Raw genomic sequence first — 23883 nt, 5'->3', positions numbered from 1 at the left:
CGGAGTACCAGAGTGCGGCCGCTCGCGCGAACCGGCTGAACCGTTCGGGCCCCCGTTACGTTGGTGCAGGAAGAGGTGGAGATGTCCGAGGATCAGGCCCAGATGCTGCGTGCGCTGCACGACGAGCACGCCAGCGCGCTCTGGCGGTTCGTGCTGCGCCTGACCGGCGACCGCCAGATGGCGGAGGACGTCGTGCAGGAGGCGCTGCTGCGCGCCTGGAAGCACCCCGAGATCCTCGCCCAGGGCGAGGCCGCCGCCCGCTCCTGGCTCTACACCGTGGCCCGGAACCTCGTCATCGACGACCGCCGCAGCGCCCGCTACGCCCGGGAGCTGGGCACGGACGAGGTCCCCGAGCGCCCGACCGCCGACCGCACCGACCAGGTGCTCGACGCCTGGCTGCTCTCGGACGCGCTCAGCGGACTGAGCCACGACCACCGCGCGGTCATCGTGCACGCCTACTACGGCGGCCGCACGGTCACCGAGATCGCCGCGCTGCTGGGGATCGCCCCGGGCACCGTCAAGTCGCGGATGCACTACGGGATGCGGGCCCTCAAGCTCGCACTGCAGGAGCGGGGGGTGACGGAGCTGTGAGCCGCGACCCCTCCTCCGACGACCGGCACGACGACCCCTTCCGCGACTGGGACGCCGCGTACCTCCTCGGATCCCTGACCGCTGCCGACCGCCGCGAGTACGAGCTGCACCTGCGCGCCTGCCCCGGCTGCCGCGAGTCCCTCGCCGAGTTCGTCCCGCTGCCGGGCCTGCTGGCCCACCTGCCCCAGGACGAGGCGATGCGCCTGGTCGAGGAGCCGGAGGCGGCCGGCGATCCGGCTCCGGCAGCACTGCTGACCCGCCTCGCCGCGGCCACCGACTCCGTCCGCCGCCGCACCCGGCTGCGCATCGCGGGCCTGGTGCTCGCCGCCGCGGGCGTCTCGGCCGCCGCCGCCGTCGCCCTGCCGCCCGCGATCGGTCCGTCCCTCGCCCCCGTCGAGACCGTCGGCTCGACCGTCTCGCTCGCCGCGGCTCCGGGCGTCCCCGTCGAGGCCTCCGTGCGGTTCGTGCCGCAGCAGTGGGGCACGCGGATCGACATGGACTGCAGCTGGGCCGACACGGCCGAGCAGTACGCGGGCTCGGCCGGCTACGTCCTCTACGTCACGGACACCTCGGGCGGCACCGAGGCCGTCGGATCGTGGACGAGCGCGCCGGGGACGACGATGGAGCCCAGCCTCGCCACCGGGCTCCCGCTCTCCGAGATCGCCTCGGTCGAGGTGCGGCTGCAGGGATCGGACACCGTCGTGCTCACCGGCCGCCCCTGAGCGGGCCGCCGGATTCCCAGGTGCGCGCGCGGCGGACTGAGTAGCTTCTCAGTCATGACGATCGCGACCCTCGCCCTCGCCCCCGCCTCCGTGGCGACCGCCTCCTCCTCCGACAGCATCGACGAGCTCTCCGGGCTCGTCGGCGTCGCCGCGCGGGTGATCGCCGCGCTCGGAGAGGCGGGCGTCGGCCTGCTGACGCTGATCGAGACGGTGTTCCCGCCGATCCCGAGCGAGCTCGTGCTGCCGCTGGCCGGCTTCCTCGCCCAGCAGGGCCGGATGAACCTGGTGCTGGTCGTGATCACGGCGACCCTCGGCGCCTACCTCGGCGGCCTGATCCTCTACGCGCTCGGCCACCGCATCGGCACGGAGCGCTCGATCCGCCTGCTCTCCAAGCTCCCGCTGGTCGACCGCGAGGACTTCGAGAAGGCGGTCGGCTGGTTCCGCCGGCACGGCACCTGGGCGGTCCTCTTCGGTCGCCTCATCCCGGGCGTGCGCAGCCTCATCTCGCTCCCCGCGGGGGCCGAGCGGATGAACCTGCTGCTGTTCTCGGGACTGACGATCCTCGGCTCCGGCGTCTGGAACGGCCTGCTGATCGGCCTCGGCGCGGCCCTCGGCACGCAGTACGAGCTCGTCGACCAGTACGCGGGCGTGCTCGACGCGATCATCTACAGCGCGTTCGGCGTGCTGCTGCTCGCGCTCGTTGTGCGCCGCGTGCGGCGGCACCGTGCCGCGGCGCGCACCGGATCGCGCCACTGACCTGCGTCCTCGGGCGGGCGGGCGCAAGGCCCCGCTCCACCCCGCCCCGGTGCCCTAACGTTCGAGGGGTCCGCACTCCCCGACGCGAAGGAACGCCATGTCCGAGACCGCCGCGCCCACGATGTCCCGCACCTCCGTCGAGCGCTGGTGGATCATCGCCGTCTCGCTGATCGCGATCGTGCTCGGCGTCATCGCCGTCCTGATCCCCGGTCCGACGCTGCTGACCGTCGCCATCGTCTTCGGCATCCACCTGATCGCCGCGGGCGTCTTCCGCCTGCTGCTGGCCTTCACCGCCTTGCGGCTCGATGCCCGGGTGCGCTGGCTCGCGGGCCTGCTCGGCGCCCTGATCCTGGTCGCGGGCATCCTGTGCCTGTCGAACCCGTTCGAGTCGCTGAGCGTCCTGGGCCTCGTGATCGGCGCGGGCTGGATCCTCGACGGCGTCTCGAGCATCACCAGCGGCCGCACCGTCGCCGGCCCCGCGTGGCTGCCGATCGCGGCAGGGATCGCCTCGGTCATCGCGGGCGTCCTGACGATCATCATGCCCGTGCTGGCGCTGGCCTCCTTCGTCACGGTCGCGGCCATCCTGCTGATCGTCGTGGGCGTCTCGGGCCTGCTCCTGCTCCCGGGCCGCACGAAGCGCCCCGAGGGCGCCGAGGCGTAGACCGCGCGGATGGCCGATCCCGATCTCGTCCCCGAGCTGCTCGTCGCCGACCTCGACCGGAGCCTGGGGTTCTGGTGCGGTCCCTGCGGGTTCCGGATCCACTACGCCCGGCCCGAGGAGGGCTTCGCGTACCTGGTCCTCGGCTCCGCGCACGTGATGCTCGAAGAGGCGGAGCGGGGCCGCAACTGGATCGCGGCACCGCTGGAGCGCCCGCTCGGCCGGGGGATGAACCTGCAGCTGCACGTCGACGACGCCGACCGGACGGCAGCGGCGCTCGCCGAGGCCGGGACGCCGCCGTTCTCGCCGCTCGAGACCCGCTGGTACCGGGTCGGAGCGGAGGAGGCGGGCGTCCGTCAGCTGGTGGTGGCCGATCCCGACGGGTACCTGCTGCGGTTCCAGTCGTCGCTCGGACGCCGACCGGCTCGAGCGGACGTCCCCGTCGCTCCCTGACCGGCCGACCGCCCCACCATCCGCTCGGCTCAGGACGTCACGCCAGCGAGTGACGACCGAGACACCGCGCGGCTGGTTGCCTCGGAGACATGACGCAGCACCCCGCCACCGCGACCCTCCCGCAGGTCCCGGCCGCCGCCCTCTCCGAGCCCGCGATCGAGCAGGCCGCCTCGGCGGAGCACGAGCCCCTCGTCCGTCCGGCAGACCTGGTGTCGGCGCTCACGGGCGTCGCGCTCTGCTTCTTCTCCCTCTTCGTCTACGCCATCGCGCACTGGCAGTACTTCGGCACGGACGTCGACGAAGTGAGCGTCCTCGGCTGGCTCGCGCCGCTGATCGCCGGCGTCGCCTGCCTGCTGTCGGCCGTCGTGTCCGTCGGGGTCCGCGCCTCCGGGCGCCGCGCCGAGCGGACCGCGGCATGATCCCCGTCCTCGCCGGGCCCGGCCTCGAGGCCGCGGAGCAGCTCCTCGTCCGCGCCGGATACCTCCGCCCCGAGCACCCGTGGGCGGCCGGTGCCGCCACGGAGGCCGCGCCGCGGATCGACTTCGCCGTCCTCGCCGAGCAGGCGTGCCTCCTCGACCTCTCGGAGGAGGCGGTCGCGCGCATCGCCGTGTCGCTCGCCACCGGCCGCCCCGTCGATCTGCGGAGCGCCTTCGGGCATCTCACGCGCGACCACGCCCGGCTCGTCATGACCGCGGTCGCCGCGGCCGCCGGGCACGACCGCGTGAGCAGCCGGATCCGCGTGGTCGGCGACGAGCGCCGGGTCGAGACGGCGCCGCCCCTGGCCGTCTGGCCCTCCTGAGCCCCCCGCCCGCCCCGATCGGGCGGGCGCGCTCGCCGATCCGACCCTGGGCTCCGCGTTCCTCCGATGCTCCGGCCCGGTGAGCCGTACGGAGGTGCCGTGCCGCCGACCCGCGTCGCTACGGCCTTTCGGAGGTGCCCGGTTTAGGGTGTCCGTGTGCAACGAGTCGACGATTTCCCAGGAGCCGGACCGGTGGCGACCTCACCCGAATCCGGTGACCAGGGGGAGGCGTCCGCGCATCGGCTCTCCCCGACGGCGACCTCTCCCGTGCAGGTGACGAGCGGCGAGGCCGGCTACCAGGGCGGCAACGTGGCCGATCCGGTGTGGCAGTCGTGGCGCGACGAGCTCGCCAAGGTCGGCGGTCCGTCGCCCCTCCTCCACTTCGTGGACTCGCCCCGGACGCGCATCGAGCTCTCGACCACGCACCCCGGCGGGCTGCCCCCGTTCATCTCGGGCAAGACGACGCTCCTCTCCTCGCTCATCCGCGACGAGCTCGCCCTGCGCACCGCGAAGAACGCCGCGGGTGCGATCACCGACAAGGGGATCGAGCTGCGCTCGGTCCGCGGCATCGAGGGCGTCCACCTCGCCATCGGCCTCGCCCAGTGGCGCGCCGGCGACACGGAGTTCACCGCACCCGTGCTCCTGCGCCCGCTCGCCATCCGCCGCTACGGCCGCGACTTCGAGCTCAAGCTCAAGGGCCAGCCCTACTTCAATCCGCAGCTCGCGCGCGCCCTCAAGCAGCAGTTCGGCATCACGATCGACCCCGAGCAGTTCGTCGAGCTGGCCGTGCAGAACGGCGTCTTCAAGCCGCAGCCGGTCATCGACCAGCTGCGCGGCCTGACCTCGCACCTGCCGTGGTTCGCCGTGCACCCGCGCCTCGTGGTCTCGAGCTTCGCCGACGTGGCGGGCGACATGCTCCGCGACGCCCGGATGCTCGAGCACCCCGTCCTCGACGCCGTCGCCGGGAACCCGGCCGCCAAGCGGGCGCTGCAGCAGTCGCAGAAGGTGGCGTCGATCATCCCGCAGGACGAGCGTCCTCCGGCGACCGACAACCTCCTCCTCGACGCGGACGCCGAGCAGGAGCAGGTGATCGCGAACATCGCGGCCGGCAACTCGCTCGTCGTGAAGACCCTCCCCGGCACGGGCGGCACCCAGACCATCGTCAACGCGATCGGCGCCCTGGCCGCCCAGCACAAGCGCGTGCTGGTCGTCAGCGCCCGCAGGTCGAGCCTCGACAGCATCCACCAGCGCCTGCTCTCGGCGGGCCTGGGCGGCATCGCGGTCGGGCCCCGCACGCTCCGCCGCGACCTCATCCAGTCGATCGGCCGCAACGAGAAGGCGGCGCGCCCCTCCGTCAGCGAGATCGACGACGCCCTGCTCCGGCTGCGGAAGGTGCTGCTCGACTACCGCGGCGCGCTCTCCCGGCGCGACGAGAGCTTCGGCGTCTCGGCGCTGCAGGCCCTCGAGGAGCTCGCCCGCCTCTCGCAGCTGCGGACGCCCCCGTCGACCGCCGCCCGCCTCGACCGCCGCTCCGTCACCGCTCTCGCGCACAGCCGCCCCGAGGCGACCCGGATGCTGATCGAGTCGGCGCGCCTGGGCGAGTTCCGCTACGGCCCGGGCGACTCGCCCTGGTACGGGGCCCAGTTCGACTCCACCGCCGACGCCGAGATCGCCCACGAGCTGGCCAAGCGCCTGCACCTGCGCGACCTGCCGCGCCTGCTCGACCGCGCCCAGGACGTCATCGGCCAGACGCGGATGCGCCCGTTCGAGTCGGTCGCCGAGCTCGGCATCTACCTGCGCCTGCTGCAGGACGTCCGCGAGACGCTGGACAAGTTCCAGCCGGCCGTCTTCGACCGCTCGATCCAGGACCTCATCGTCGCCACCTCGCCGCGCCGCGAGGCCGCCGAGATGTCGTCCACCAACCGCCGGCGCCTGAAGAAGCTCGCCCGCGAGTACCTGCGTCCCGGCGCGCACGTCACCGACCTCAACGCGGCGCTCCGCCGGGTGCAGCAGCAGCGGACGCTGTGGCAGCGCTACGCGGTCGCCGGCACGATCCCCGAGGTCCCGGTCGGCGTCGCCGACGTGCAGGTGGCCTACCAGCAGGTGACCGACCAGCTGAGCCGTCTCGACGAGCCGCTCGGCCGCCGCGGGACGAACCTGCAGCTCGCCTCGCTCCCTCTCGCCGAGCTGGCCTCGATGGTGTCCGGCCTCGCCGAGGACAGCGAGGTGCTGGCCAACCTCCAGGAGCGGACGACCCTCCTCGCCACCCTGCGCGACTGGGGCCTGGACCCGCTGCTCACCGACCTCTCGCGCCGCCACGTGCCGGCCGAGCTGGTCGCGGGCGAGCTGGACCTGGCCTGGTGGCGCTCGGCGCTCGAGATCATGCTGACCGACGAGCGTGCGCTGCTCGGCGGCAACACGAGCGTGCTCGACCGGCTCGAGGCCGACTTCAAGCTCGTCGACGAGGCGCACGCCGCCTCGAGCGCCGAGCTGCTGGCCTGGAAGCTCTCCGAGACCTGGAAGATCGGGCTCGTCGACTGGCCGCAGGAGCGCGACGCGCTGCGCGCGCTGCTGCGCACCGAGGCGGCGACGACCCCTCAGGAGCTGCAGAAGGCCGCTCCTCACCTCTCGCGCGTGCTCGCTCCGGCCTGGCTCGCCTCGCCGTACGAGGTGCACCGCATCGGCACCGAGACGACCTTCGACGCGGTGTTCCTCGTCGACGCCGGGGCGACCACGCTGGCCGAGAACGTCGGAGCGATCCGCCGGGCCAAGCAGGTCGTCGCGTTCGGCGACCCGGTCACGCAGACCCCCACTCCCTTCGGCCTGCGCGTCGACGAGACGCCGGAGTTCGGCTCCACCGCCTCGCGGACCGACGTGGAGGCGCTGCACGCCCAGTCGGCGCTCGCGCGACTCGGCGAGCTGCTCAACACCGTCACGCTCACCCGCAGCTACCGCGCGGGCGGCGAGGACCTGGCCGAGCTGGTCAACCGCCGCTTCTACGGCGGCCGCATCGACTCCCTGCCCTGGGCCGGCTCCTTCCTCGGACACGACTCGCTCCGCTTCCACTACATCGCGAGCGGGCACGGCATGCCCGAGAACGACTCCGGAGCCGTCGAGTCCGTCGACGCCGAGGTCGCGAAGGTGGTCGAGCTGGTGCTCGAGCACGCCGTGATCCGTCCGCGCGAGTCGCTGATGGTCATCACCGCGAGCCCTCGCCACGCCGTGCGGGTGCAGCAGGCGGTGCTGACGGCCTTCGCCAAGCGCACCGACCTGAGCGACTTCATCCTCGGCGATCGGCCCGAGCCCTTCGCCGTCGTGACTCTGGAGCAGTCGGTCGCGCAGAGCCGCGACCGCGTCATCTTCTCGATCGGCTACGGCCGGACGCCCCACGGTCGCCTGCTGTCGAACTTCGGCGCGCTCGCGGAGCCGGGCGGAGAGCGTCTGCTGGCGGTCGGGATGACCCGTGCCCGCCGCTCGATGGACATCGTCTCGTGCTTCCGCCCAGGCGACATCGACGAGTCGCGCATGCGCTACGGCATGGTCGCGCTCGCGCAGGTGCTGCAGGAGGCGGAGGACCGCGTCCAGCCGAGCGACCGCGACGACTACTCGGAGCCGATGCTGGTGGATCTCGCCGCGCGCCTCGAGCGCCGCGGACTCCGGGTCAACATCGGGCACAAGGGCAAGCTGGCCCTCGTCGCCGCGCACGGGACCCGTGCCGTGGTGGTCGAGACCGACCGCGACGTGAGCACGCAGAGCCTGCGCGTGTCGCTGCGCCTGCGTCCGGAGCTGCTGCGCCGGCTGGGCTGGCACTACCTGCGGGTGCACAACTTCGAGCTGTTCGCCGACCCCGAGGCCGTGGCCGCGCGGGTGGCCGGGCTGATCGGTGCGACCGCGGGGGAGGAGCAGACCCCTGCTCCCGCCGCCGGCGAGGCTCCTGCTGCTCCCGCCGCTCCTGCCGCTCCTGCTGCCGCCGCCGCTCCGGCGTCGGGGGAGACGCAGCCCGTCAAGCCGCTGCCGCGCGACTGATCGTGGCGCCGGATCCCGACGCCCCCGCGGGTGCCGACCGCCCGTTGCGGCGCACCCGCGGCGGCCGGCGGGCGACGCTCCCCGCGAAGCCGGGCACCGATCCGTCCCCGCACGACGCTCCGATCGCCGACCCCTCCGCGCCGCCCGCGCGCCCCGACACCGGCCCGAACGACGCTCGCCTGCGCCAGGACGTCCCCCCGCACTACTGACGTCAGCCGGACCGGTCGGTGATCCGCGAGTCGACGCTCGACCCGTCGACGACCTCGGACCTCACCCCGCCGCGCCCCGCCTCGACGAGCGAACGCGTCACGCCGCTGTCCGGCGACCGCTCACGTCGGACCCGGCGACGGTGACCGGCTGCTTCCCGTCCGGTGCCTGCGGACGATCGCGTCCGTCCGGTGCCTAGCTGATCGACCGCTTTCCGCCTCATGCCCGGCGATGTCCGATGAAGGCGTGGACACAGGAACGATCAGTCCCCGCCGGAGACGCTGAAGGCCCCGATAGGCGACCTGCCGAGGGTGCAGGTGTCGTCCGAAACGCGTGCCAGCGTTTCGAACGCACTGTTCGCACACCGCTCCACGGAACGCTCTCCATCGGGAAGCCGACCGCGGTCTTCTTCCGCCTCCGGCGGAAGAAGACAGGACAACTCAGTCGACGTGCTTGCCGGAGTTCGCGGTGGTGGCGGTGCCGTTGTTGGCGAGCAGGTCGCGGATGTCGGAGAGGAGCTCGAGCTCGGTGGGGGCCTTGTCCTCCGCGGCGGGGGCGTCGGCGGCCTTCTTGGCGAACGCGGCGTTCTTGAGGTGGTTGATCGGCAGGACGAACGCGAAGTAGAGGACGAAGGCGACGATCACGAACTGGATCAGGGCCGAGACGACCGAGCCGTAGGCGATGACGGTCGGGTCCTCGCCGTTCTCTCCCGGTCGGATGGGCCAGACCAGGGCCTCGAGGGAGGAGGCGTCGAAGATCACGCCGATGAGCGGGTTGAAGATCCCCGTCACGATCGCGTTGACGATGGTCGTGAAGGCGGCGCCGATGACCACGGCGACAGCCAGGTCGATGACGTTGCCGCGGAGGATGAACTCTTTGAAGCCGTTGATCATGATGGTTCCGTTTCTGCCGTGAGCGGTGGGTGGCGGGTCAGCTCCCGGAGGAGGAACCCGAGGAGGAGGACCCGGAGGAGCCCGAGGACGACGAGGAGGAGGACGATCCGGAGCCCGAGGACCCCGAGCCGGACGAGGAGCCGCCCGAGCCCGATGAACCCGAGGATCCGGAGGAGGAGCCGCCCGATCCCGAGGAGCCCGACGACGAGTCGGATGAGCCGGAGCCGGATGCGCCCGAGCCGGACGAGCCGGCACCCGAGGAGGAGGAGCCGCCCTCGCTCGACTTCCCGCCGGAGCGGGAGTCGGTGCGGTAGAAGCCCGAGCCGTTGAAGGTCACGCCGACCGCGCTGAACACCTTGCGCAGCGCCCCCTGGCAGCTCGGGCACTCGGTGAGCGTGTCGTCGGTGAACTTCTGCTGGATGTCGAAGGCGTTGCCGCACTGCGTGCAGCGGTAGGAGTAGGTGGGCACAGGGGGCTCCTCGGAGGCGGGTGGGGGAGAAGGAGGACGGGGTCAGTGGCGCAGGTCGACGATGCCGGAGGGAGTGACGACTCCGTCGACGGCCTGGTCGTGGACCTCGCTGGGCACCCGGTCGACGAGCTCGCTGTCGAAGACGACGGCGTAGACCGGCGGGCACTTCTCCATCGAGCCGAGGGTCTTGTCGAAGTAGCCGCGCCCCCAGCCCATCCGCATCCCCTGCCGGTCGACGGTGGCGGCCGGGACGACGATGAGGTCGACGTCGTTGATCGCGATGGGGCCGAGCAGCTGCCCGACGGGCTCGGGCATGCCGAACAGGCCCTGGGTCTCGGTGTGGCCGTCGCCGACCGCCCAGTCGAGCAGGCCGTCCTGGCGCGAGACGGGGAAGAGGACGCGGATGCCGTGGCTCTCGGCCCAGCCCAGGAACGGCCGGGTGCTCGGCTCGTCCGGAGCGGAGAGGTAGCACGCGAGGGAGCGGGCCCCCACGCGGGTGGCGAGCTCGATCAGGTGGGCGGTGATCTGCTCCGCGGCCTGGTCGCGAGCGGTCGAGGTCTGCGTGCGGCGGCGCTCGCGCAGCTCGGCGCGCAGCGCCCGCTTCTCGTGCGTGATGTCGGCTGGCATGCGCTCAGTCTAGAACCGGGCCCCGCGCCGGCCTCCGCGCGGACTACCCTGAGGGACGCTCGTCCCGGACCGCCCCGGAACGGGGTCCGGCGCCTTCCGTCGCCGGTCCTGGCGCGAAACTCCCGCGACGTCCCCCGCCGCTAGGATGGCGCCCCATGGGCACTCGAATCCGCAAAGCAGTCATCCCCGCCGCAGGTCTCGGCACCCGCTTCCTGCCGGCGACGAAGGCCATCCCCAAGGAGATGCTGCCGGTCGTCGACAAGCCGGCGATCCAGTACGTGGTCGAGGAGGCGGCGGACGCCGGCCTCCAGGACGTGCTCGTGATCATCGGGCGCAACAAGAACGCGCTCGCCAACCACTTCGACTCGGTGCCCGAGCTCGAGCAGAACCTGTCCCAGAAGAAGGACGACAAGAAGCTCGAGCACGTCAAGTACGCCAGCGACCTCGCCGACGTGCACTTCGTCCGTCAGGGCGAGCCGAAGGGCCTCGGCCACGCGGTCTCCCGTGCGCAGCGCCACGTCGGTGACGAGCCCTTCGCCGTGCTCCTCGGCGACGACCTGATCGACGCCCGCGACCCGCTGCTCTCCCGCATGATCGACGTCGCCGAGCAGCGCGACACCACGGTCGTCGCGCTGCTCGAGGTCGACCCCGACCAGATCCACCTCTACGGCTGCGCGGCGGTCGAGGCGACCGACGAGGACGACGTGGTGCGGATCACCGGGCTGGTCGAGAAGCCCTCCAAGGAGGACGCCCCCTCGAACCTCGCGATCATCGGCCGCTACGTGCTGAAGCCCGACGTGTTCGGCGTGCTCGAGCACACCGCTCCGGGCAAGGGCGGCGAGATCCAGCTGACCGACGCGCTGGAGCGCATGGCCCAGGACCCGGCCGAGTTCGGCGGCGTCTACGGCGTCGTGTTCCGCGGCCGCCGCTACGACACCGGCGACAAGCTCGACTACATCAAGGCGATCGTGCAGCTCGCCTCCGACCGCGACGACCTCGGCAAGGACCTCAAGCCCTGGCTGAAGGACTTCGTCGCCGGCCTCTGAGCCCCGGCGAGCGCGCCTCCGGAACGGACGGGACCCCCTGCTGCGGCACGGGATCCCGTCCGTTCCTCCGTTCCCCGAGAGCACGGAACGCCGCGGAGTCCAGTCCCCCTCCCGCAGTGCGGCGGAGCAGTAGGGTCGCATCATGCCGCTCCCGATCCCGACGCTCACCGAGGGTCGTGTCACCGTCCGCCCCATCCGCGTGCGCGACGCCCGCCCTCTCGAGCGGGAGCTGATCGCGAACCGGTCGTGGCTGCGCCAGTGGGAGGCGTCCGACCCCCGGGGAGGCGCCGCGTTCGACGTGCGCGCCAGCATCCGCTCGCTGCAGCAGAACGCGCGGGCCGGCGGGGGAGTGCCGTTCCTCATCGACTGGGACGGCGAGCTCGCCGGGCAGCTCAACATCTCGAGCATCGGGTACGGCTCGCTCTCCTCCGGGTCGATCGGCTACTGGGTGTCCGAGCGCTATGCCGGGCGGGGGATCACTCCGATCGCCGTGGCCCTCGCGGCCGACCACGCCTTCCTCGACCTGGGCCTGCACCGGATCGAGATCTGCATCCGCCCGGAGAACCGGCCGAGCCTGCGCGTGGTCGAGAAGCTCGGTTTCCGCTACGAGGGCCTGCGGCGGCGCTTCATCCACATCAACGGCGACTGGCGCGACCACTTCTGCTTCGCCCTCGTGGCGGAGGAGGTGCCCCGCGGCGTGCTCCGCCGCTACCTCGACGGGCAGGTCCCGTCGGAGGTCGGCGTGCCGACCGACGCGGACCTCCGCGCCTCGCGCCGCTCGGGTCTCTCCGGACCCTCCGACGGCGCCGGTGTCCCTCCGACGGGGCCCCGGCTGATCCGCGATCCGCACGGACACACCTACCCGTAATGACGGACGGGAGTGCCCGGTGCTCCTAGCGTTGTCCGCATGAGTAGCGACTGGCTGGGCGGGGGCGTCGTCTGGGCGCTCGCCGCCGTTCTGTGGGTCGCCTACCTGATCCCCACGTGGATGCGCAGGCGGTCGTACAACGCGACCGAGCGCAACGCGGTGAGGCTGCAGCAGACGCTGCGGATCCTCGCCGAGACCGCGGAAGTGCCCGAGCACGTGCGTGCGGAGGCGACGGCCCGCGAGGTGTCGCTGCAGCAGCGACGGCTCCGGGTGACCGAGACACGACGACGAGCCGAAGAGAAGGCACAGGCGATGGAGCTGGCACAGGCGGAGAAGGCGGCGCGCGACGCGCTGCGACGGGCGACCGCGAGCGCACGGCGGAGCACGCGATCGGGGCCCTCGGTCCTGCGCTGGCGCCAGGGCGCCGCGCTGGCCGTGCTGGTCGGCGCGGTCGCCGCGCTGGTCGGGCTCGTGATGCTGCCGTTCGGAGGCACGGGCGCGGTGCCGCTCGTCGGCCTGCTCCTCGCCGTCGCGGGGCTCGGCACGCTGATCCTGCTGGCGCCGGGTCGCCGCCGCGCCGCCGCTCCGGCCGCGACAGCGACGACGGCCGCCGCGACCGAGCGCCGGCGCGCCGAGGTCTTCGAGGCCGAGCTCGCCGAGGAGGCGGCGGACGACGCCTCCGAGGAGCTCGCCGAGGACCGTGCGAGCTGGACGCCGCAGCCGCTCCCCAAGCCGCTCTACCTCTCCCGGGGCACGGTCGCCGCCTCCGCGATGGCGTCGATCGACGCCGTGGAGCGCCTGCGCACCGCCGCAGCGGAGGCGGAGCTCGCCCAGCGCGCCGCCGCTGCCGCTCCCGAGGTGGCGCCGCTGCGCGTCCCGCGTGCCGCCGCTCCCGCTCCCGAGGCTCCGCGTCCCTCCTCCCGCTTCGCCGCGATGGGCGTCGTGGACGGCGTCGACGCGATCGACCTCGACCAGGCTCTGCAGCGCCGCCGCGGGGCCTGACCCGAGTGCGAGGCGCCTGCTCGTCCGTGCTAGTGTGGACGAGTTGTTCGGGCCGGTGACGGCTCGGAAGGCACGGGTCCGTGGCGCAGTTGGTAGCGCGCTTCGTTCGCAATGAAGAGGTCAGGGGTTCGAATCCCCTCGGATCCACCACCACGGAAGGCCCGCTCGAGAGAGCGGGCCTTCCGTGTTCTCCCGGCGGCCGGATCGGGAACCTCGCCTGTTCGGCGGGTCGACCGCCTCGCGGCCTCGACGCGCTCGTCGGCGGAGGAGTGGTCCGTTCGATCGGCACTCGGTACTAGGCGTCTCCGCCGATCCTGGCTCGACCGCCGAGGACGGCGACTCCCGTCGAGACTCCGGCGACTGCGACCATCGCGACGATGCCCAGTGCACGGAGCACGAACGCCTTGTGCTCCGAATCCTTCAGCGCTTCGTCATCGATCGCTTCTTTGAACAGCCGAAGGACCGAGTAGCGGTCCGCCGCGCTCAGGGTGTCACGATCCAGTTCGCGGTTCAGGACGGCGCGGTACTCGGCGAAGGCCCTATGAACCTTCTTCTGACTCTTCCAGTTGGCTCGAACGGCTGAACTCGCCTGATCTCGCACTTCACTGAACGAGTCGAGGACGAGATTCTTGAAATCCGGGAACTGCTCGACGACCTTCAGGGCGAGCTCCTCGCTCATGTTCGGCAGCTCGGATGCGAACGCGATGAACTTCTCTTTCGACAGATTCCTCCAGGAGTCGATACCGATCCTCTGCTTGAGATCGTCCTCGTTCGAGTAGTCCATGCTGATCCTTCTTCCCTCCACGGCGACGGCCGATCATCGCCTCAGAGTATCGAGGAGGAGCCGTCGGTCCACGTGCTCTCCGGGCGGGAGAGCGCGCGGGCCGGTCGTGCAGGTCCTGACGATCGGGCGCCTGAAGCTGTGGGCCGCCCGCCTCCGCGCGTCCTCCGTGTCCCCCATCCGGGCCGCGCCGGACGGGAGCCGCCCTCCTCCGGTCCGTCGGGGGAGCCGCGGCGACGTACGCTCGCCCCTCGTGCTCTCGCAGCACGCGAGGCACTCGAACGATGGACGACCAGGGGACGGGACGACATGGGGACCACAGCACACAGGGCACGGCGGAGAGCAGCAGGGGTCGGCGCGGGGGCGATCGCGCTCCTGGCGGGGCTCCTGGCGGCACCGCCGGCGCAGGCGTCCGGGACGCAGACGCTGCTCGCGCTCGGCGACTCGATCACGCGCGCGGCGACGACCTGCGGGGTGAACCGCGACTGCGTCGAGAACTCCTGGGCGACGGGATCGGCGCCCGCGGTCGACTCGATCGCGAGCCGGATGGCGGCGGCGGATCCGCGGACGGCGGTCCGCGCGGTGAACTACGCGAAGTCGGGCGCGGTCATCAGCGGCGTCGAGTCGCGGATCGACGCCGCGGTCGCGGCCGGGGAGGAGCCGGACGTGGTCACGCTGCTGATCGGCGGCAACGACCTCTGCTCGCTGAGCCTCTCGCCCGACTCCCGCGACGGCTACGCGATGACGCCCGCGGCCTCCTTCGCCGCGTCGGCGACCCGGATCCTGCGCTCGATCGGCGAGGAGTGGCCGGAGGCGACGGTGCTCGTCGGCTCGGTCCCGGACATCGAGTCGGAGTGGGAGGCCGTGAAGCCGACGCCGGGCGCCGCGATCTGGGCCTGGGGCGGGGTCTGCCGGACCCAGCGCGGAGTCGACGCCACGACCGGAGCCCCGCTGACCGGCTCGGCCTACACCGCCTCGCTCGCGGCGGCGGAGGACCGGGAGGCCGACTTCAACGAGGCACTCGAATCGGCCTGCGCATCCACCGCGAACGACTGCGTCTGGGACGGCGGCGCCCTCACGGCGGCTCCGATCTCGCTCGACCAGCTCTCGACGGACGTCGACTACTTCCACCCGAACGTCGCCGGCCAGGCGATGATCGCGGAGGAGCTGTGGACGGCCTGGGGCCTCGGCGACGAACCGGCTCCGGCTCCGACCCCGACTCCCACGTCGGCGCCCACCGCGGCACCTGCTCCGGCACCCACGGGCTCGCCCGCGCCGTCGCGCGACACGACGGCTCCGAAGACCGTCATCACCGCGCCGACGAGCGGATCGACGGTGCGCGGCTCTGTCACCCTGGTCGCCACCGCCAAGGACGACGTCGGCACGACGAAGCTGAGCTTCTGGAGCGGAGCCACGCGGCTGGGCGACGCGACGAGGGCGTCGGACGGCACGTGGCGCCTGACCGTCTCGGCCTCCTCCTACCCGGCCGGGCGGTACGCGATCGTCGCGCACGCCTACGACGCCGCAGGGAACCTCGGGCGGAGCGCTTCGATCACCCTCAAGCGCTGAGCGGCTGAGGGGGCCGCCACCGGCCCCCTCAGCCCCGCGCGACGAGCAGCACGTCGGGACGGTCCCAGTTCTCGACGGTCTGCAGCACCCAGAAGATCCCGAAGAGGGCGAGCGCGACGGCCTCGCCGAGCAGGAGCCACTGCTCGCCGAGAAGTTCCGCTCCCCGCCCCGTGAGAAGCAGGAGCACCAGCGCCGTATCGACCGCGGCGATCAGCACCGCGAGAACGGCGTAGCAGCGGGAGTAGAAGCGCGGCGTCCCCGGCCCGCTCGCTCCCTCCTCGCGCACCGCGGCGGCGTGCAGACCCGCGGTGACGGCGATGAGCAGGAAGAAGACGCCGGCGGCGGCGTAGTGGCCGAGCCGCAGGAACGACGGGAGCGTGCTCCAGGCCGCCAGAGCGATCAGGAGGGCGGCGGCGATCGCGGTGCGGACGAGCGCCCAGCGGTCGAGGACCCGGTCGAGGGCGAGCAGGATCACGGAGGCGACGAGGACGGCCGCGGCCGTGACCAGGTAGGCGGGCAGGGAGGCGGCGACCTCACCTGCGGCCGTCGCGGGAAGGCACGACGCCCCTCCCGCCGGGCACACCGCTCCCTGGAGGCGCTGCAGCTCCTCCGAGGCGAGGGGCACCGGCACGATCGCGATGACCGGCGCCGTCATGCCCGCCAGCAGCAGGAGGAAGCGCCGCACGCTCCTCCCGGCGAGGACGACCAGCGCGACGCCGACCGCGAAGAGCGCCCCGGTGAAGAGGGAGCGGACCGGGGTGTAGTACGAGGCGCTGATCGAGCGCAGCGGGCCTCCGACGACGAGCTGGTGGACGAGGCCGGCCGTGAGGAGCATCACGGCCGCCACCAGGGAGAGGCGGACGTAGCGGTAGGTGCGGAGGGAGGAGACGGCGCCGCCCCCGCCCAGCGCGTCGCCGCGGGCCACCCGGCTACTCCGCGCGCAGGCCGGAGGAGGCGAGGGCGAAGTCGACGTCGATGCGGATCGCGACGCGGAGGGAGTTCGGGCGCGGGGTGCGGTAGCGCTGGGAGTAGAGCTCGACGGCGTGCTGCACGGCGTCCGGCTCCTCCTCGATCGTCGCCGGACCGCCCAGGCTCAGCCACCGGATGCCGTCGACCTGCCCGACCGTCGCGGTGCCGCCCCGCCGGACGTTGAGCACCTTCTGGCTCTCGCGGGAGGTGATGACGCGGACGACGCCGTCCTCGTAGGTGAAGCCCACGGCGACCACGTGCAGGCGGCCCTGGCGGCCGGGGGTGGAGAGGGTGGCCAGGTGGCGCTCGGTGACAAAGGCGAGGCCGTCGGCGCTCAGGATGCTCATCCCGCGAGCGTAGCCGGAGGCGCCGACGCGCTCCTGGGGGCGGACCGCCGGTCAGCCCTCGAGGATCAGCGCCTCGCCCTGGCCGCCTCCGCCGCAGAGCGCGGCGACGCCGAGCCCGCCGCCTCGGCGACGGAGGGCCAGCGCCAGGTGCAGGGCCAGCCGTGCTCCGGAGGCGCCCACCGGGTGGCCGAGCGCGATCGCCCCGCCGTCGAGGTTGACCTCCTCGGGCTCGACGCCGAGATCGTCCGCCGACTGGAGGACGACGGAGGCGAACGCCTCGTTGATCTCGATCAGGTCCAGGTCGGACACCGCTGCACCGCGGCGGCCGAGCGCCCGGAGGATCGCCGCCGACGGCTGCGAGTGGAGGGAGTTGTCCGGTCCGGCGACCTGCCCGTGCTCGGCGACGGTCGCGAGCCAGGGCAGTCCCCGCTCGCGGGCCCAGCCGCGGGACACGACGACCAGCGCGGCGGCGCCGTCCGTGATCGGGGACGAGCTGCCCGCCGTGATGGTGCCCTCGGGCGAGAACGCGGGTGCCAGCCGGGCGAGCGTCTCGACCCTGCTGTCCTCCCGGATCCCGTCGTCGGCGGACACGACGAGGTCCGGTCCGCGCCGCTGCGGAACCGCGACCGGCACGATCTCCTCGGCGAGCACGCCGGTGGACCGGGCCGCGGCGGCCCGCTGGTGCGAGAGCGCGGCGAAGGCGTCCTGGCGCTCGCGGCGGATGCCCCGTGCGGCGTTGCCGTCGTCGGTCACCCTCCCCATCAGGCGGCGGTCGAACGGATCGAGCAGGCCGTCGTGGAGGAGTGCGTCCTCGAGCGGACGCGGACCGACACCCAGGCCCGAGCGGGATCCGAGCAGGAGGTGCGGCGCGTTGGTCATCGACTCCTGTCCTCCGGCGACGACCACCTGCGCCTCGCCGAGCCGGATCATCCGCGCCGCGTCGATCACCGCGGTGAGACCCGACAGGCAGAGCTTGTTGATCGTGACCGCCGGGACGTCCCAGCCCAGGCCCGCGAGGACCGCGGCCTGCCGGGCGGGGCCCTGACCGGCTCCGGCCTGGATCACCTGGCCGAGCACGACCGCGTCGACGTCGGCCGCGGAGGCGCCCGAGCGCTCGAGAGCCCCTCGGATGGCAGCGGCGCCGAGCTCGACGCCCGAGAGCGGCGCGAAGGCTCCGGAGAAGCGGGCGAACGGGGTGCGGGCGCCCCCCAGGATCACGGGGGTGGTGTCGTCAGTGGACACGGGGACTCCTTCTCGACGGTGAGAGCGGGGGAAGCGGTGGGGAGACGGATGCCGGATGCCGGCCCGGCTCAGGGAACGAGAAGGATCTTCCCGCGGACGTGGCCGTCCTCGCTGAGCCGGTGCGCCTCGGCGGCCTGCTCGAGCGGGAGGCGCGGACCGGTCGCGACCGCGAAGCGCCCCTCGCTCGCCAGCCGGGCGGCCAGCGGCACCCCCTCGCGGCGGAGGCGCTGCTCCTCCTCGGTCAGCGGCACGGGACTGCCGCCGCTCCAGGCCCGGATGCCCAGCTCTGCCGCACGAGGGCCGGCGACCACCGTTCCGACGTGCTGCGGATCCGCCACCAGCGCGAGCGAGGCGGCGAGCGCCTCGTCCGTCCCGGCCGCGTCGAGCACGCGGTCGACGCCCTCGGGCGCTGCGGCGCGCAGCCGCTCGAGCAGCCCGGGCCCGTAGGCGACCGGCACCGCTCCGAGCGCGCGCAGCGCCTCGTGGTTCACCGGGCTCGCCGTGGCGATCACCCGGGCTCCGCGGTCGACGGCGAACTGGATCGCCGCCCGTCCTACCGCGCCGGCGCCCGCCTGGACCACGAACGTCGATCCCTCCGCGACGCCGAGCGAGACCACCGCCTGGTAGGCGGTGGAGACCGGGATGCCGAGCGCGGCCGCCTCCTCGAAGCCGAGTCCGTCGGGGAGCGGATCGAGGGAGTCGGGGGAGACCGCGACGGCGGTCGCGTAGGTGCCGGTGGCGCCGCTGACGATCACCCGGTCTCCGACGCTCCAACCGGTCACGCCCGGACCGACGGCGGAGACCACGCCGGAGCCGTCCGACCCGAGCCTCCGCGGACCGTCGAACGGCGGGCTCGGGCGCAGGCCGGAGCGCACCTTCCACTCGATCGGGTTCACGCCGGCCGCGCGGACGGCGACCACCACGGTGCCGGGCCCCGCCTCGGGCTCCGGCGCCTCGACGGTCTCGAGCACCTCGGGCCCGCCGATCCGCTCGTACTGCACGATCCTCGCCATGTCGTCCTCCTCCTCGCGGGCCACCGCCCGCTCCGGTCGTCTCAGTCCAGCAGACTCTTGCGCACCTGGCGGCGCAGCACCTTGCCGATCAGCGAGGTCGGCAGCTCGTCCACCGGGACGATCCGCTTGGGCACCTTGTAGGGCGTCAGGTGCAGCCGGCAGAAGTCGCGCAACGCCTCCGGATCCACGGCCGTCCCGGCCCGCAGGACCACGGCCGCCGCGACGCTCTCCCCGCCGTCTTCGCGGGGGAGCCCGACGACGGCCGCGCGCGTCACGTCCGGGTGCGACTCCAGCACTCCCTCGACCTCGGAGGGGGAGACGTTGAAGCCGCCGGTGATGATGAGCTCCTTGGCCCGGTCGACGATCGTCACGAAGCCGTCGGCCGAGACGGTCGCGATGTCGCCCGTGCGCAGCCAGCCGCCGGGGAGGAGGGCCTCGGCCGTCTCCTCCGGCCGCTTCCAGTACCCCTGGAACACCTGCGGCCCCCGGAGCAGGAGCTCGCCGGACTCGCCCGGGCCGCGGTCGACCGACGGATCGGCGGGGTCGACGAGGCGGATCGTCGTGCTGGGGAACGGCACGCCCACGGTGCCGGGCCGGCGGGTCGGGCCGACCGGGTTCCCGAGGGCGACCGGCGAGCTCTCGGTCATGCCGTAGCCCTCGACCAGGAGTCCCCGGCTCGCGCGCTCCCAGCGGTCGACCGTCGCGACCGGCAGGCTCATCGCTCCCGAGATCGCGAAGCGGATGCCGCGCAAATCGAGCTCGTGGCGCTCGGAGGCGCGGGCCAGCGCGTCGTACACGGGCGGCACCGCGGGGAGGAAGGTGGGCGGCGACGACTTCGCGGCCGCCTTCACGAGGCCGACGTCGAAGGTCGGGAACAGCACGACCTTCGCGCCGATGCTGATCGCGAAGGTCAGGCACAGCGTCAGGCCGTAGGCGTGGAACAGGGGGAGCACCGCGTAGAACGTCTCGTCGCCCTCGCGCAGGCCCGGCACCCAGGCGCGGCCCTGCAGGGCGTTCGCGCGGAGGTTCGCGTGGGAGAGGATCGCGCCCTTGGGCGTCCCGGTGGTGCCGCTCGTGTACTGCAGCAGTGCCGTGTCGCCGAGGACCGGGCGGGGGTGCGAGCGCGCGATGCGGCGGTTCTTCAGCAGCGACGCGAAGGGCACCAGGGAGCGGCTGCGGGGGGTCGCGGTCAGCTTCTCGCGCGACCGGCGCGCCGACGGCAGGGGGAGCCGCAGCGCCAGGCGCTTGCCGAGCGGGAAGGACCGGGTGAGGTCGACGGAGACGACGCGCTCGATGCCCAGGTCGGCGGGCATGGTCGCGACGACGTCGGCGATCTTGTCCCAGACGACCGCGAACCGGGCGCCGTGGTCCTCGAACTGCCGCCGCAGCTCGCGCGGCGTGTAGAGCGGGTTGTGCTCGACCACGATCGCTCCGAGGCGGAGAGCGGCGTAGAACGCCACCACGTGCTCCGGGCAGTTCGGGAGCACCAGCGCGACGCGGTCGCCGGCGCGCACGCCCAGGCGCCGCAGGCCCTCCGCCGCGCGCGCGACCTGCTCGCCGAGCTCGGCGTAGCTGGTCTCGGCGCCGAAGAACTCGAGGGCGGTGCCGCGGCGGTACCGCGCGACCGAGTCCTCGAGCAGGTCGACGAGGGTCTGGGTGGGAGGGTCGATCTCGGCGGGCACGCCCTCCGCGTAGGAGGTCAGCCACGGCTTCGTCGCCAGGTTCGAGGATCCGGAGGTCACGGGCCGAGTATCGGGCACCCGCCTTCGCACTTCCTCCGAGGCGCGCGGAGGGGGTGCCGCGCCGGGCGCGGGAGCGGCAGGCTGGCGGCATGAGCGCAGCCATCGACCTCCTCCGCGACGCCTTCGGCCGGGTGCACGAGAACGTGCACGCCGTCCTCGACGACAGCACCCCCGATCAGCTCGCGTTCCGCGCGGACGCCCGCTCGAACTCGCCCGCCTGGCTCGTCTGGCATCTCGTCCGGGTGCAGGACGACCACCTCGCCCCGCTCGCCGGCCACGAGCAGGTGTGGACGGCCGACGGCTTCCACGGCCGGTCCGGCCTGCCCTTGGGGCCCGACGAGACCGGCTACGGGCAGGAGCCGGCCGAGGTGGCGGCGCTCGCCGCGGTGCCGGCCGCGCTGCTCGCGGAGTACGCCGACGCCGTGCACCGGCAGACGCTCGCCCTCCTCGACACGCTCGGCGACGAGGACCTCGCGCGCGTCGTCGACGAGCAGTGGGATCCGCCGGTGACCCTCGGGGTGCGGCTGGTCTCGGTGATCGACGACGACACGCAGCACGTCGGCCAGGCCGCGTACGCGAAGGGTCTCGCCGAGCGCTCGGCGCGCTGAGCCCGGCCTCTACGCTGGCGGGATGCGCGCGCTCCGGACCCTGCCCGCGAGCGCGGTCCTCGCCCTCGCCACCGCGCTGACCCTCGTCGGCTCCTGGATCCCCTCCTACTGGAACGACGAGACCGCGACCCTCCGCCTGGCGCGGCTCCCGGTGGGGGAGCTCCTCGCCTTCGTGCAGGAGAAGGACGCGGTGCACCTGGTCTACGGCCTGCTGATGCACGGCTGGATCGCGATCGCCGGGGAGTCGGAGCTCTCGGTGCGCGCGCCGTCCGCTCTCGCCACGGGAGCGGCGGCGGCGGGCGTCGTCGTCCTGCTGCGATCGTTCGACCGGCCCCGGGCAGCACTCCTCGCCGCCGCGGTGCTCGTGCTGCTCCCGCGGTCCTCGTTCTCGGGGACCGAGGCGCGATCCTCCGCTCTGGCCACCGCGCTCGTGGTGGGAGCGGCGGTCCTCGTCGTGCGGGCGGCCCGCTCCGGAGGCGCCCTGCGCTGGACCGCGTTCGCGGCCGTCGCAGGTCTGGCGAACGCCGTGTTCCTCTACTCCGTGCTGGTGCTGCCGGCTCTCGTCGCTCTCGCCGCGGCCGCGGCGCCCCGGGGTGCCGTGCGGGCTCTCCCGGCGAGCGCCCTCTCAGCACTGGGCGCCGTGCCGGTGCTGCTCCTCGCCGCAGGGCAGAGCGGCCAGGTCGGCTGGCTCCGCTTGCAGCCCGTGACCGCGTTCACCGTCGTGGTCGAGCCGTTCTTCGGATCCGCGTGGTGGCTGGCCGGGATCGCCGTCGCGCTCCTCGCGGTCGCCGCGGTGCGGGGCGGCCTGCGCGGGCCGCTCCTGCCGGCCCTCGTCCTCTGGATCGTGCTGCCGACCGCGGTGCTGGTGCTCGGGACCCTCCTCGTCGAGCCGATGTTCACCCCGCGCTACCTCGCGTCGAGCACGCCCGCTCTCGCGGTCCTCCTCGGCCTCGCGCTCGACTCGTTCAGGGCCCGGACGGGCGTCGCCCTCCTCGCCCTGATCGCGGTGGCCGCCCTGCCGGTCCTCGTGCAGATGCGCACGGTCACCGGGAAGCCGGCCGGGCAGGACCTCCGCGGTCTGGCGGCCGCCGTCGAGGAGCGGGCCCGTTCGGGCGACGCCGTCCTCCTCGGCTCCTCCGGGACGGTCTCGCTCCGGCCCCGCCTGGCGCTCGCCGCCTACCCGGAGGCGTTCGCGGGCGTGGACGATGTCGCCCTCGCCGCTCCGTACAGGACGACGGGCACGTATTCGGACGTCCTGCTGGAGGGCGAGGCGCTGCGCGCCGCGCTCGCCGGGGAGGACCGGGTCTGGCAGGCGCTGCCGGAGGGCGAGGCGGACGCGGTGCTCGCGGAGGCGGGGTTCGTCGCGCGCGAGCGGATCCGGGTGCCGACGACCGTGCTGACGCTGTGGGAGCGTCCGGAGGGCCGCTGATCCGGAGCGCTCGGGGCGTCGCAGCCCCGGAGTGGAGAGACGCCGGAGTGCCCGGAGCCCCGCCGACGGGGAGCCGCTACCCTTGTCCCCGGCGCCGTCGCAGAGCGGTGGCGTCCGCGGAGCGAGGACCGCGCCACCGAGAGGACCCGAACGTGACGTTGCCCGAGACCACCACCACCACCGCCATCGCGAAGCGGAAGGGGCGCGACGTCGCCCCCGAGATCGCGCGCTCCTGGCTGCTGGTGAACGCCACCCGCACCGAGACGTTCGACGCCGCGCACGCGTCCCGCGCCGACCAGATCGTCCTCGACATCGAGGACGCGGTCGACCCCAAGGCGAAGCCCGACGCGCGGACCGACGTCGCGGAGTGGCTGACCGGCGAGAAGCGCGCCTGGGTCCGCATCAACGACCACTCCACCCCGTTCTGGTCCGACGACGTCGACGCGCTGAAGGGCCTGCCCGGCCTCGCCGGCGTCATGCTCGCCAAGACCGAGGCCGCTGAGCACGTCACCGAGACCTTCGATCGCCTCGGCGGCTCCACCCCGGTGCTCGCCCTGGTCGAGTCCGCCCTCGGCATCGAGGAGGCGGTCTCGATCGCCCGCGCCCGCGGCACCTTCCGCCTCGCGTTCGGCAGCGGCGACTACCGCCGCGACACCGGTACCAGCGCCGACGACCTCGCGATGGCCTACCCGCGCTCGCGCCTGGTCGTCGCCTCGCGCATCGGCGACCTGCCCGGCCCGATCGACGGACCGACCGTCTCGAACAGCCACCCCGTGCTGCGCGAGCAGTCCGCGCTCACGGTCTCGCTCGGCCTCACCGGGAAGCTCTGCCTCGACACCGAGCAGCTCGCCGTGATCAACGAGGTCATCAGCCCGACGCCGTCCGACGTCGCCTGGGCCCGCGACTTCCTCGACGACTTCGAGGCCCGCGGCCGCGTCATCCGCGACGGCAGCGACCTGCCCCGGCTGGGCCGCGCCAAGAAGATCGACAAGCTGGCCACGGCGTTCGGCGTCAACCCGCTGTGATCCGTCGCGGGGAGGGCGCCTCCGCGGCACACTGAGGGAGC

Annotated in this window: 24 protein-coding genes and 1 tRNA gene; 16 read left to right on the top strand and 9 right to left on the bottom strand. The window is 73.4% G+C overall.

Features of this window, described 5'->3' with window-relative positions:
• The first annotated feature begins 81 nt into the window (after nt 1-81).
• The 8 genes from C5C46_RS09075 to C5C46_RS09040 all read left to right on the top strand — a co-directional run bounded on the left by C5C46_RS09075 (nt 82) and on the right by C5C46_RS09040 (nt 8005).
• The gene (locus C5C46_RS09075) at nt 82-591 is read left to right on the top strand and encodes a sigma-70 family RNA polymerase sigma factor (RefSeq protein ID WP_104225070.1); all 510 of its coding nucleotides are present in this window, start codon (nt 82-84) and stop codon (nt 589-591) included.
• Nucleotides 588-1313: an anti-sigma factor gene (locus C5C46_RS09070; protein WP_104226450.1), complete on the top strand. Its 726-nt coding sequence runs from the start codon at nt 588-590 to the stop codon at nt 1311-1313. The genes C5C46_RS09075 and C5C46_RS09070 overlap by 4 nt, the downstream gene beginning before the upstream one ends.
• Before the next feature lie 54 nt (nt 1314-1367).
• Nucleotides 1368-2069, top strand: a complete 702-nt coding sequence (locus tag C5C46_RS09065; protein ID WP_104225072.1) for a DedA family protein — start codon at nt 1368-1370, stop codon at nt 2067-2069.
• A gap of 97 nt (nt 2070-2166) precedes the next feature.
• Nucleotides 2167-2730 carry an HdeD family acid-resistance protein gene (locus C5C46_RS09060; protein WP_104226449.1) on the top strand — a complete coding sequence of 188 codons (564 nt, stop codon included), beginning with the start codon at nt 2167-2169 and terminating at the stop codon, nt 2728-2730.
• Between the two features lie 9 nt (nt 2731-2739).
• Complete coding sequence (locus tag C5C46_RS09055; protein ID WP_104226448.1) at nt 2740-3180, top strand: VOC family protein; 441 nt, start codon at nt 2740-2742, stop codon at nt 3178-3180.
• Between the two features lie 89 nt (nt 3181-3269).
• On the top strand, nt 3270-3599 hold the full coding sequence (locus tag C5C46_RS09050; protein WP_104226447.1) for a hypothetical protein: 330 nt from the start codon (nt 3270-3272) through the stop codon (nt 3597-3599).
• The gene (locus tag C5C46_RS09045) at nt 3596-3979 is read left to right on the top strand and encodes a hypothetical protein (RefSeq protein WP_104226446.1); all 384 of its coding nucleotides are present in this window, start codon (nt 3596-3598) and stop codon (nt 3977-3979) included. Before C5C46_RS09050 ends, C5C46_RS09045 begins: the two co-directional genes overlap by 4 nt.
• 192 nt (nt 3980-4171) lie before the next feature.
• Complete coding sequence (locus tag C5C46_RS09040) at nt 4172-8005, top strand: DEAD/DEAH box helicase (protein ID WP_374953794.1); 3834 nt, start codon at nt 4172-4174, stop codon at nt 8003-8005.
• Between the two features lie 647 nt (nt 8006-8652).
• Here C5C46_RS09040 and mscL read toward each other — a convergent pair.
• The 3 genes from mscL to C5C46_RS09020 are packed head-to-tail and all read right to left on the bottom strand — an operon-like array spanning nt 8653 to nt 10201.
• A complete protein-coding gene (mscL, locus tag C5C46_RS09030; protein WP_181131422.1) occupies nt 8653-9105 on the bottom strand; it encodes a large conductance mechanosensitive channel protein MscL in 453 nt (150 codons plus the stop codon).
• 37 nt (nt 9106-9142) lie between these two features.
• Nucleotides 9143-9574, bottom strand: coding sequence for an FmdB family zinc ribbon protein (locus C5C46_RS09025; RefSeq protein WP_104223220.1), 432 nt, complete (start codon nt 9572-9574; stop codon nt 9143-9145).
• A 42-nt stretch (nt 9575-9616) separates the two neighbouring features.
• Nucleotides 9617-10201: a 5-formyltetrahydrofolate cyclo-ligase gene (locus C5C46_RS09020; RefSeq protein WP_104223219.1), complete on the bottom strand. Its 585-nt coding sequence runs from the start codon at nt 10199-10201 to the stop codon at nt 9617-9619.
• Between the two features lie 155 nt (nt 10202-10356).
• Between C5C46_RS09020 and galU the strand changes: the two genes are divergently transcribed.
• The 4 genes from galU (at nt 10357) to C5C46_RS09000 (ending at nt 13267) form a co-directional block, all read left to right on the top strand.
• Nucleotides 10357-11247 (top strand): UTP--glucose-1-phosphate uridylyltransferase GalU, encoded by an 891-nt coding sequence (gene galU / locus C5C46_RS09015; RefSeq protein ID WP_104223218.1) that lies wholly within the window; start codon nt 10357-10359, stop codon nt 11245-11247.
• 142 nt (nt 11248-11389) lie between these two features.
• Entirely contained in the window at nt 11390-12115 is a 726-nt protein-coding gene (locus C5C46_RS09010) for a GNAT family N-acetyltransferase (protein ID WP_104226445.1), read from the top strand.
• A 39-nt stretch (nt 12116-12154) separates the two neighbouring features.
• Nucleotides 12155-13117, top strand: coding sequence for a hypothetical protein (locus C5C46_RS09005; protein ID WP_104226444.1), 963 nt, complete (start codon nt 12155-12157; stop codon nt 13115-13117).
• Nucleotides 13118-13191: 74 nt separating this feature from the next.
• Nucleotides 13192-13267 (top strand) — tRNA-Ala (locus tag C5C46_RS09000).
• Between the two features lie 145 nt (nt 13268-13412).
• Here the strand turns inward: C5C46_RS09000 and C5C46_RS08995 are convergent.
• Nucleotides 13413-13901: a hypothetical protein gene (locus C5C46_RS08995; protein ID WP_104226443.1), complete on the bottom strand. Its 489-nt coding sequence runs from the start codon at nt 13899-13901 to the stop codon at nt 13413-13415.
• A gap of 306 nt (nt 13902-14207) precedes the next feature.
• Here C5C46_RS08995 and C5C46_RS08990 point away from each other — a divergent pair, with 306 nt between their 5' ends.
• A complete protein-coding gene (locus tag C5C46_RS08990; RefSeq protein ID WP_104226442.1) occupies nt 14208-15467 on the top strand; it encodes a GDSL-type esterase/lipase family protein in 1260 nt (419 codons plus the stop codon).
• Nucleotides 15468-15495: 28 nt separating this feature from the next.
• Here C5C46_RS08990 and C5C46_RS08985 read toward each other — a convergent pair whose 3' ends face one another.
• The 5 genes from C5C46_RS08985 to C5C46_RS08965 form a co-directional block, all read right to left on the bottom strand.
• Nucleotides 15496-16392: a hypothetical protein gene (locus tag C5C46_RS08985; protein WP_104226441.1), complete on the bottom strand. Its 897-nt coding sequence runs from the start codon at nt 16390-16392 to the stop codon at nt 15496-15498.
• A gap of 4 nt (nt 16393-16396) precedes the next feature.
• Nucleotides 16397-16783, bottom strand: coding sequence for a pyridoxamine 5'-phosphate oxidase family protein (locus C5C46_RS08980; protein ID WP_104226440.1), 387 nt, complete (start codon nt 16781-16783; stop codon nt 16397-16399).
• A gap of 51 nt (nt 16784-16834) precedes the next feature.
• On the bottom strand, nt 16835-18025 hold the full coding sequence (locus C5C46_RS08975; RefSeq protein WP_104226439.1) for an acetyl-CoA C-acyltransferase: 1191 nt from the start codon (nt 18023-18025) through the stop codon (nt 16835-16837).
• A gap of 68 nt (nt 18026-18093) precedes the next feature.
• On the bottom strand, nt 18094-19038 hold the full coding sequence (locus tag C5C46_RS08970; protein WP_104226488.1) for an NADP-dependent oxidoreductase: 945 nt from the start codon (nt 19036-19038) through the stop codon (nt 18094-18096).
• Between the two features lie 41 nt (nt 19039-19079).
• The gene (locus C5C46_RS08965; RefSeq protein ID WP_104226438.1) at nt 19080-20780 is read right to left on the bottom strand and encodes a long-chain-fatty-acid--CoA ligase; all 1701 of its coding nucleotides are present in this window, start codon (nt 20778-20780) and stop codon (nt 19080-19082) included.
• An 89-nt stretch (nt 20781-20869) separates the two neighbouring features.
• On the opposite strand from C5C46_RS08965, the gene C5C46_RS08960 reads away from it, so the two are divergent.
• The 3 genes from C5C46_RS08960 to C5C46_RS08950 all read left to right on the top strand — a co-directional run bounded on the left by C5C46_RS08960 (nt 20870) and on the right by C5C46_RS08950 (nt 23842).
• A complete protein-coding gene (locus tag C5C46_RS08960) occupies nt 20870-21388 on the top strand; it encodes a DinB family protein (RefSeq protein WP_104226437.1) in 519 nt (172 codons plus the stop codon).
• Between the two features lie 22 nt (nt 21389-21410).
• Entirely contained in the window at nt 21411-22817 is a 1407-nt protein-coding gene (locus tag C5C46_RS08955; RefSeq protein ID WP_104226436.1) for a glycosyltransferase family 39 protein, read from the top strand.
• A 158-nt stretch (nt 22818-22975) separates the two neighbouring features.
• Nucleotides 22976-23842, top strand: coding sequence for a CoA ester lyase (locus C5C46_RS08950; RefSeq protein WP_219812281.1), 867 nt, complete (start codon nt 22976-22978; stop codon nt 23840-23842).
• Nucleotides 23843-23883 lie beyond the last annotated feature (41 nt).

The sequence above is a fragment of the Rathayibacter sp. AY1E6 genome, from assembly GCF_002931115.1.
Classification (GTDB): domain Bacteria; phylum Actinomycetota; class Actinomycetes; order Actinomycetales; family Microbacteriaceae; genus Rathayibacter.
The sequence above is the reverse complement of the archived record's forward strand: the minus strand, read 5'-3'. Positions and strand labels throughout refer to the sequence as shown.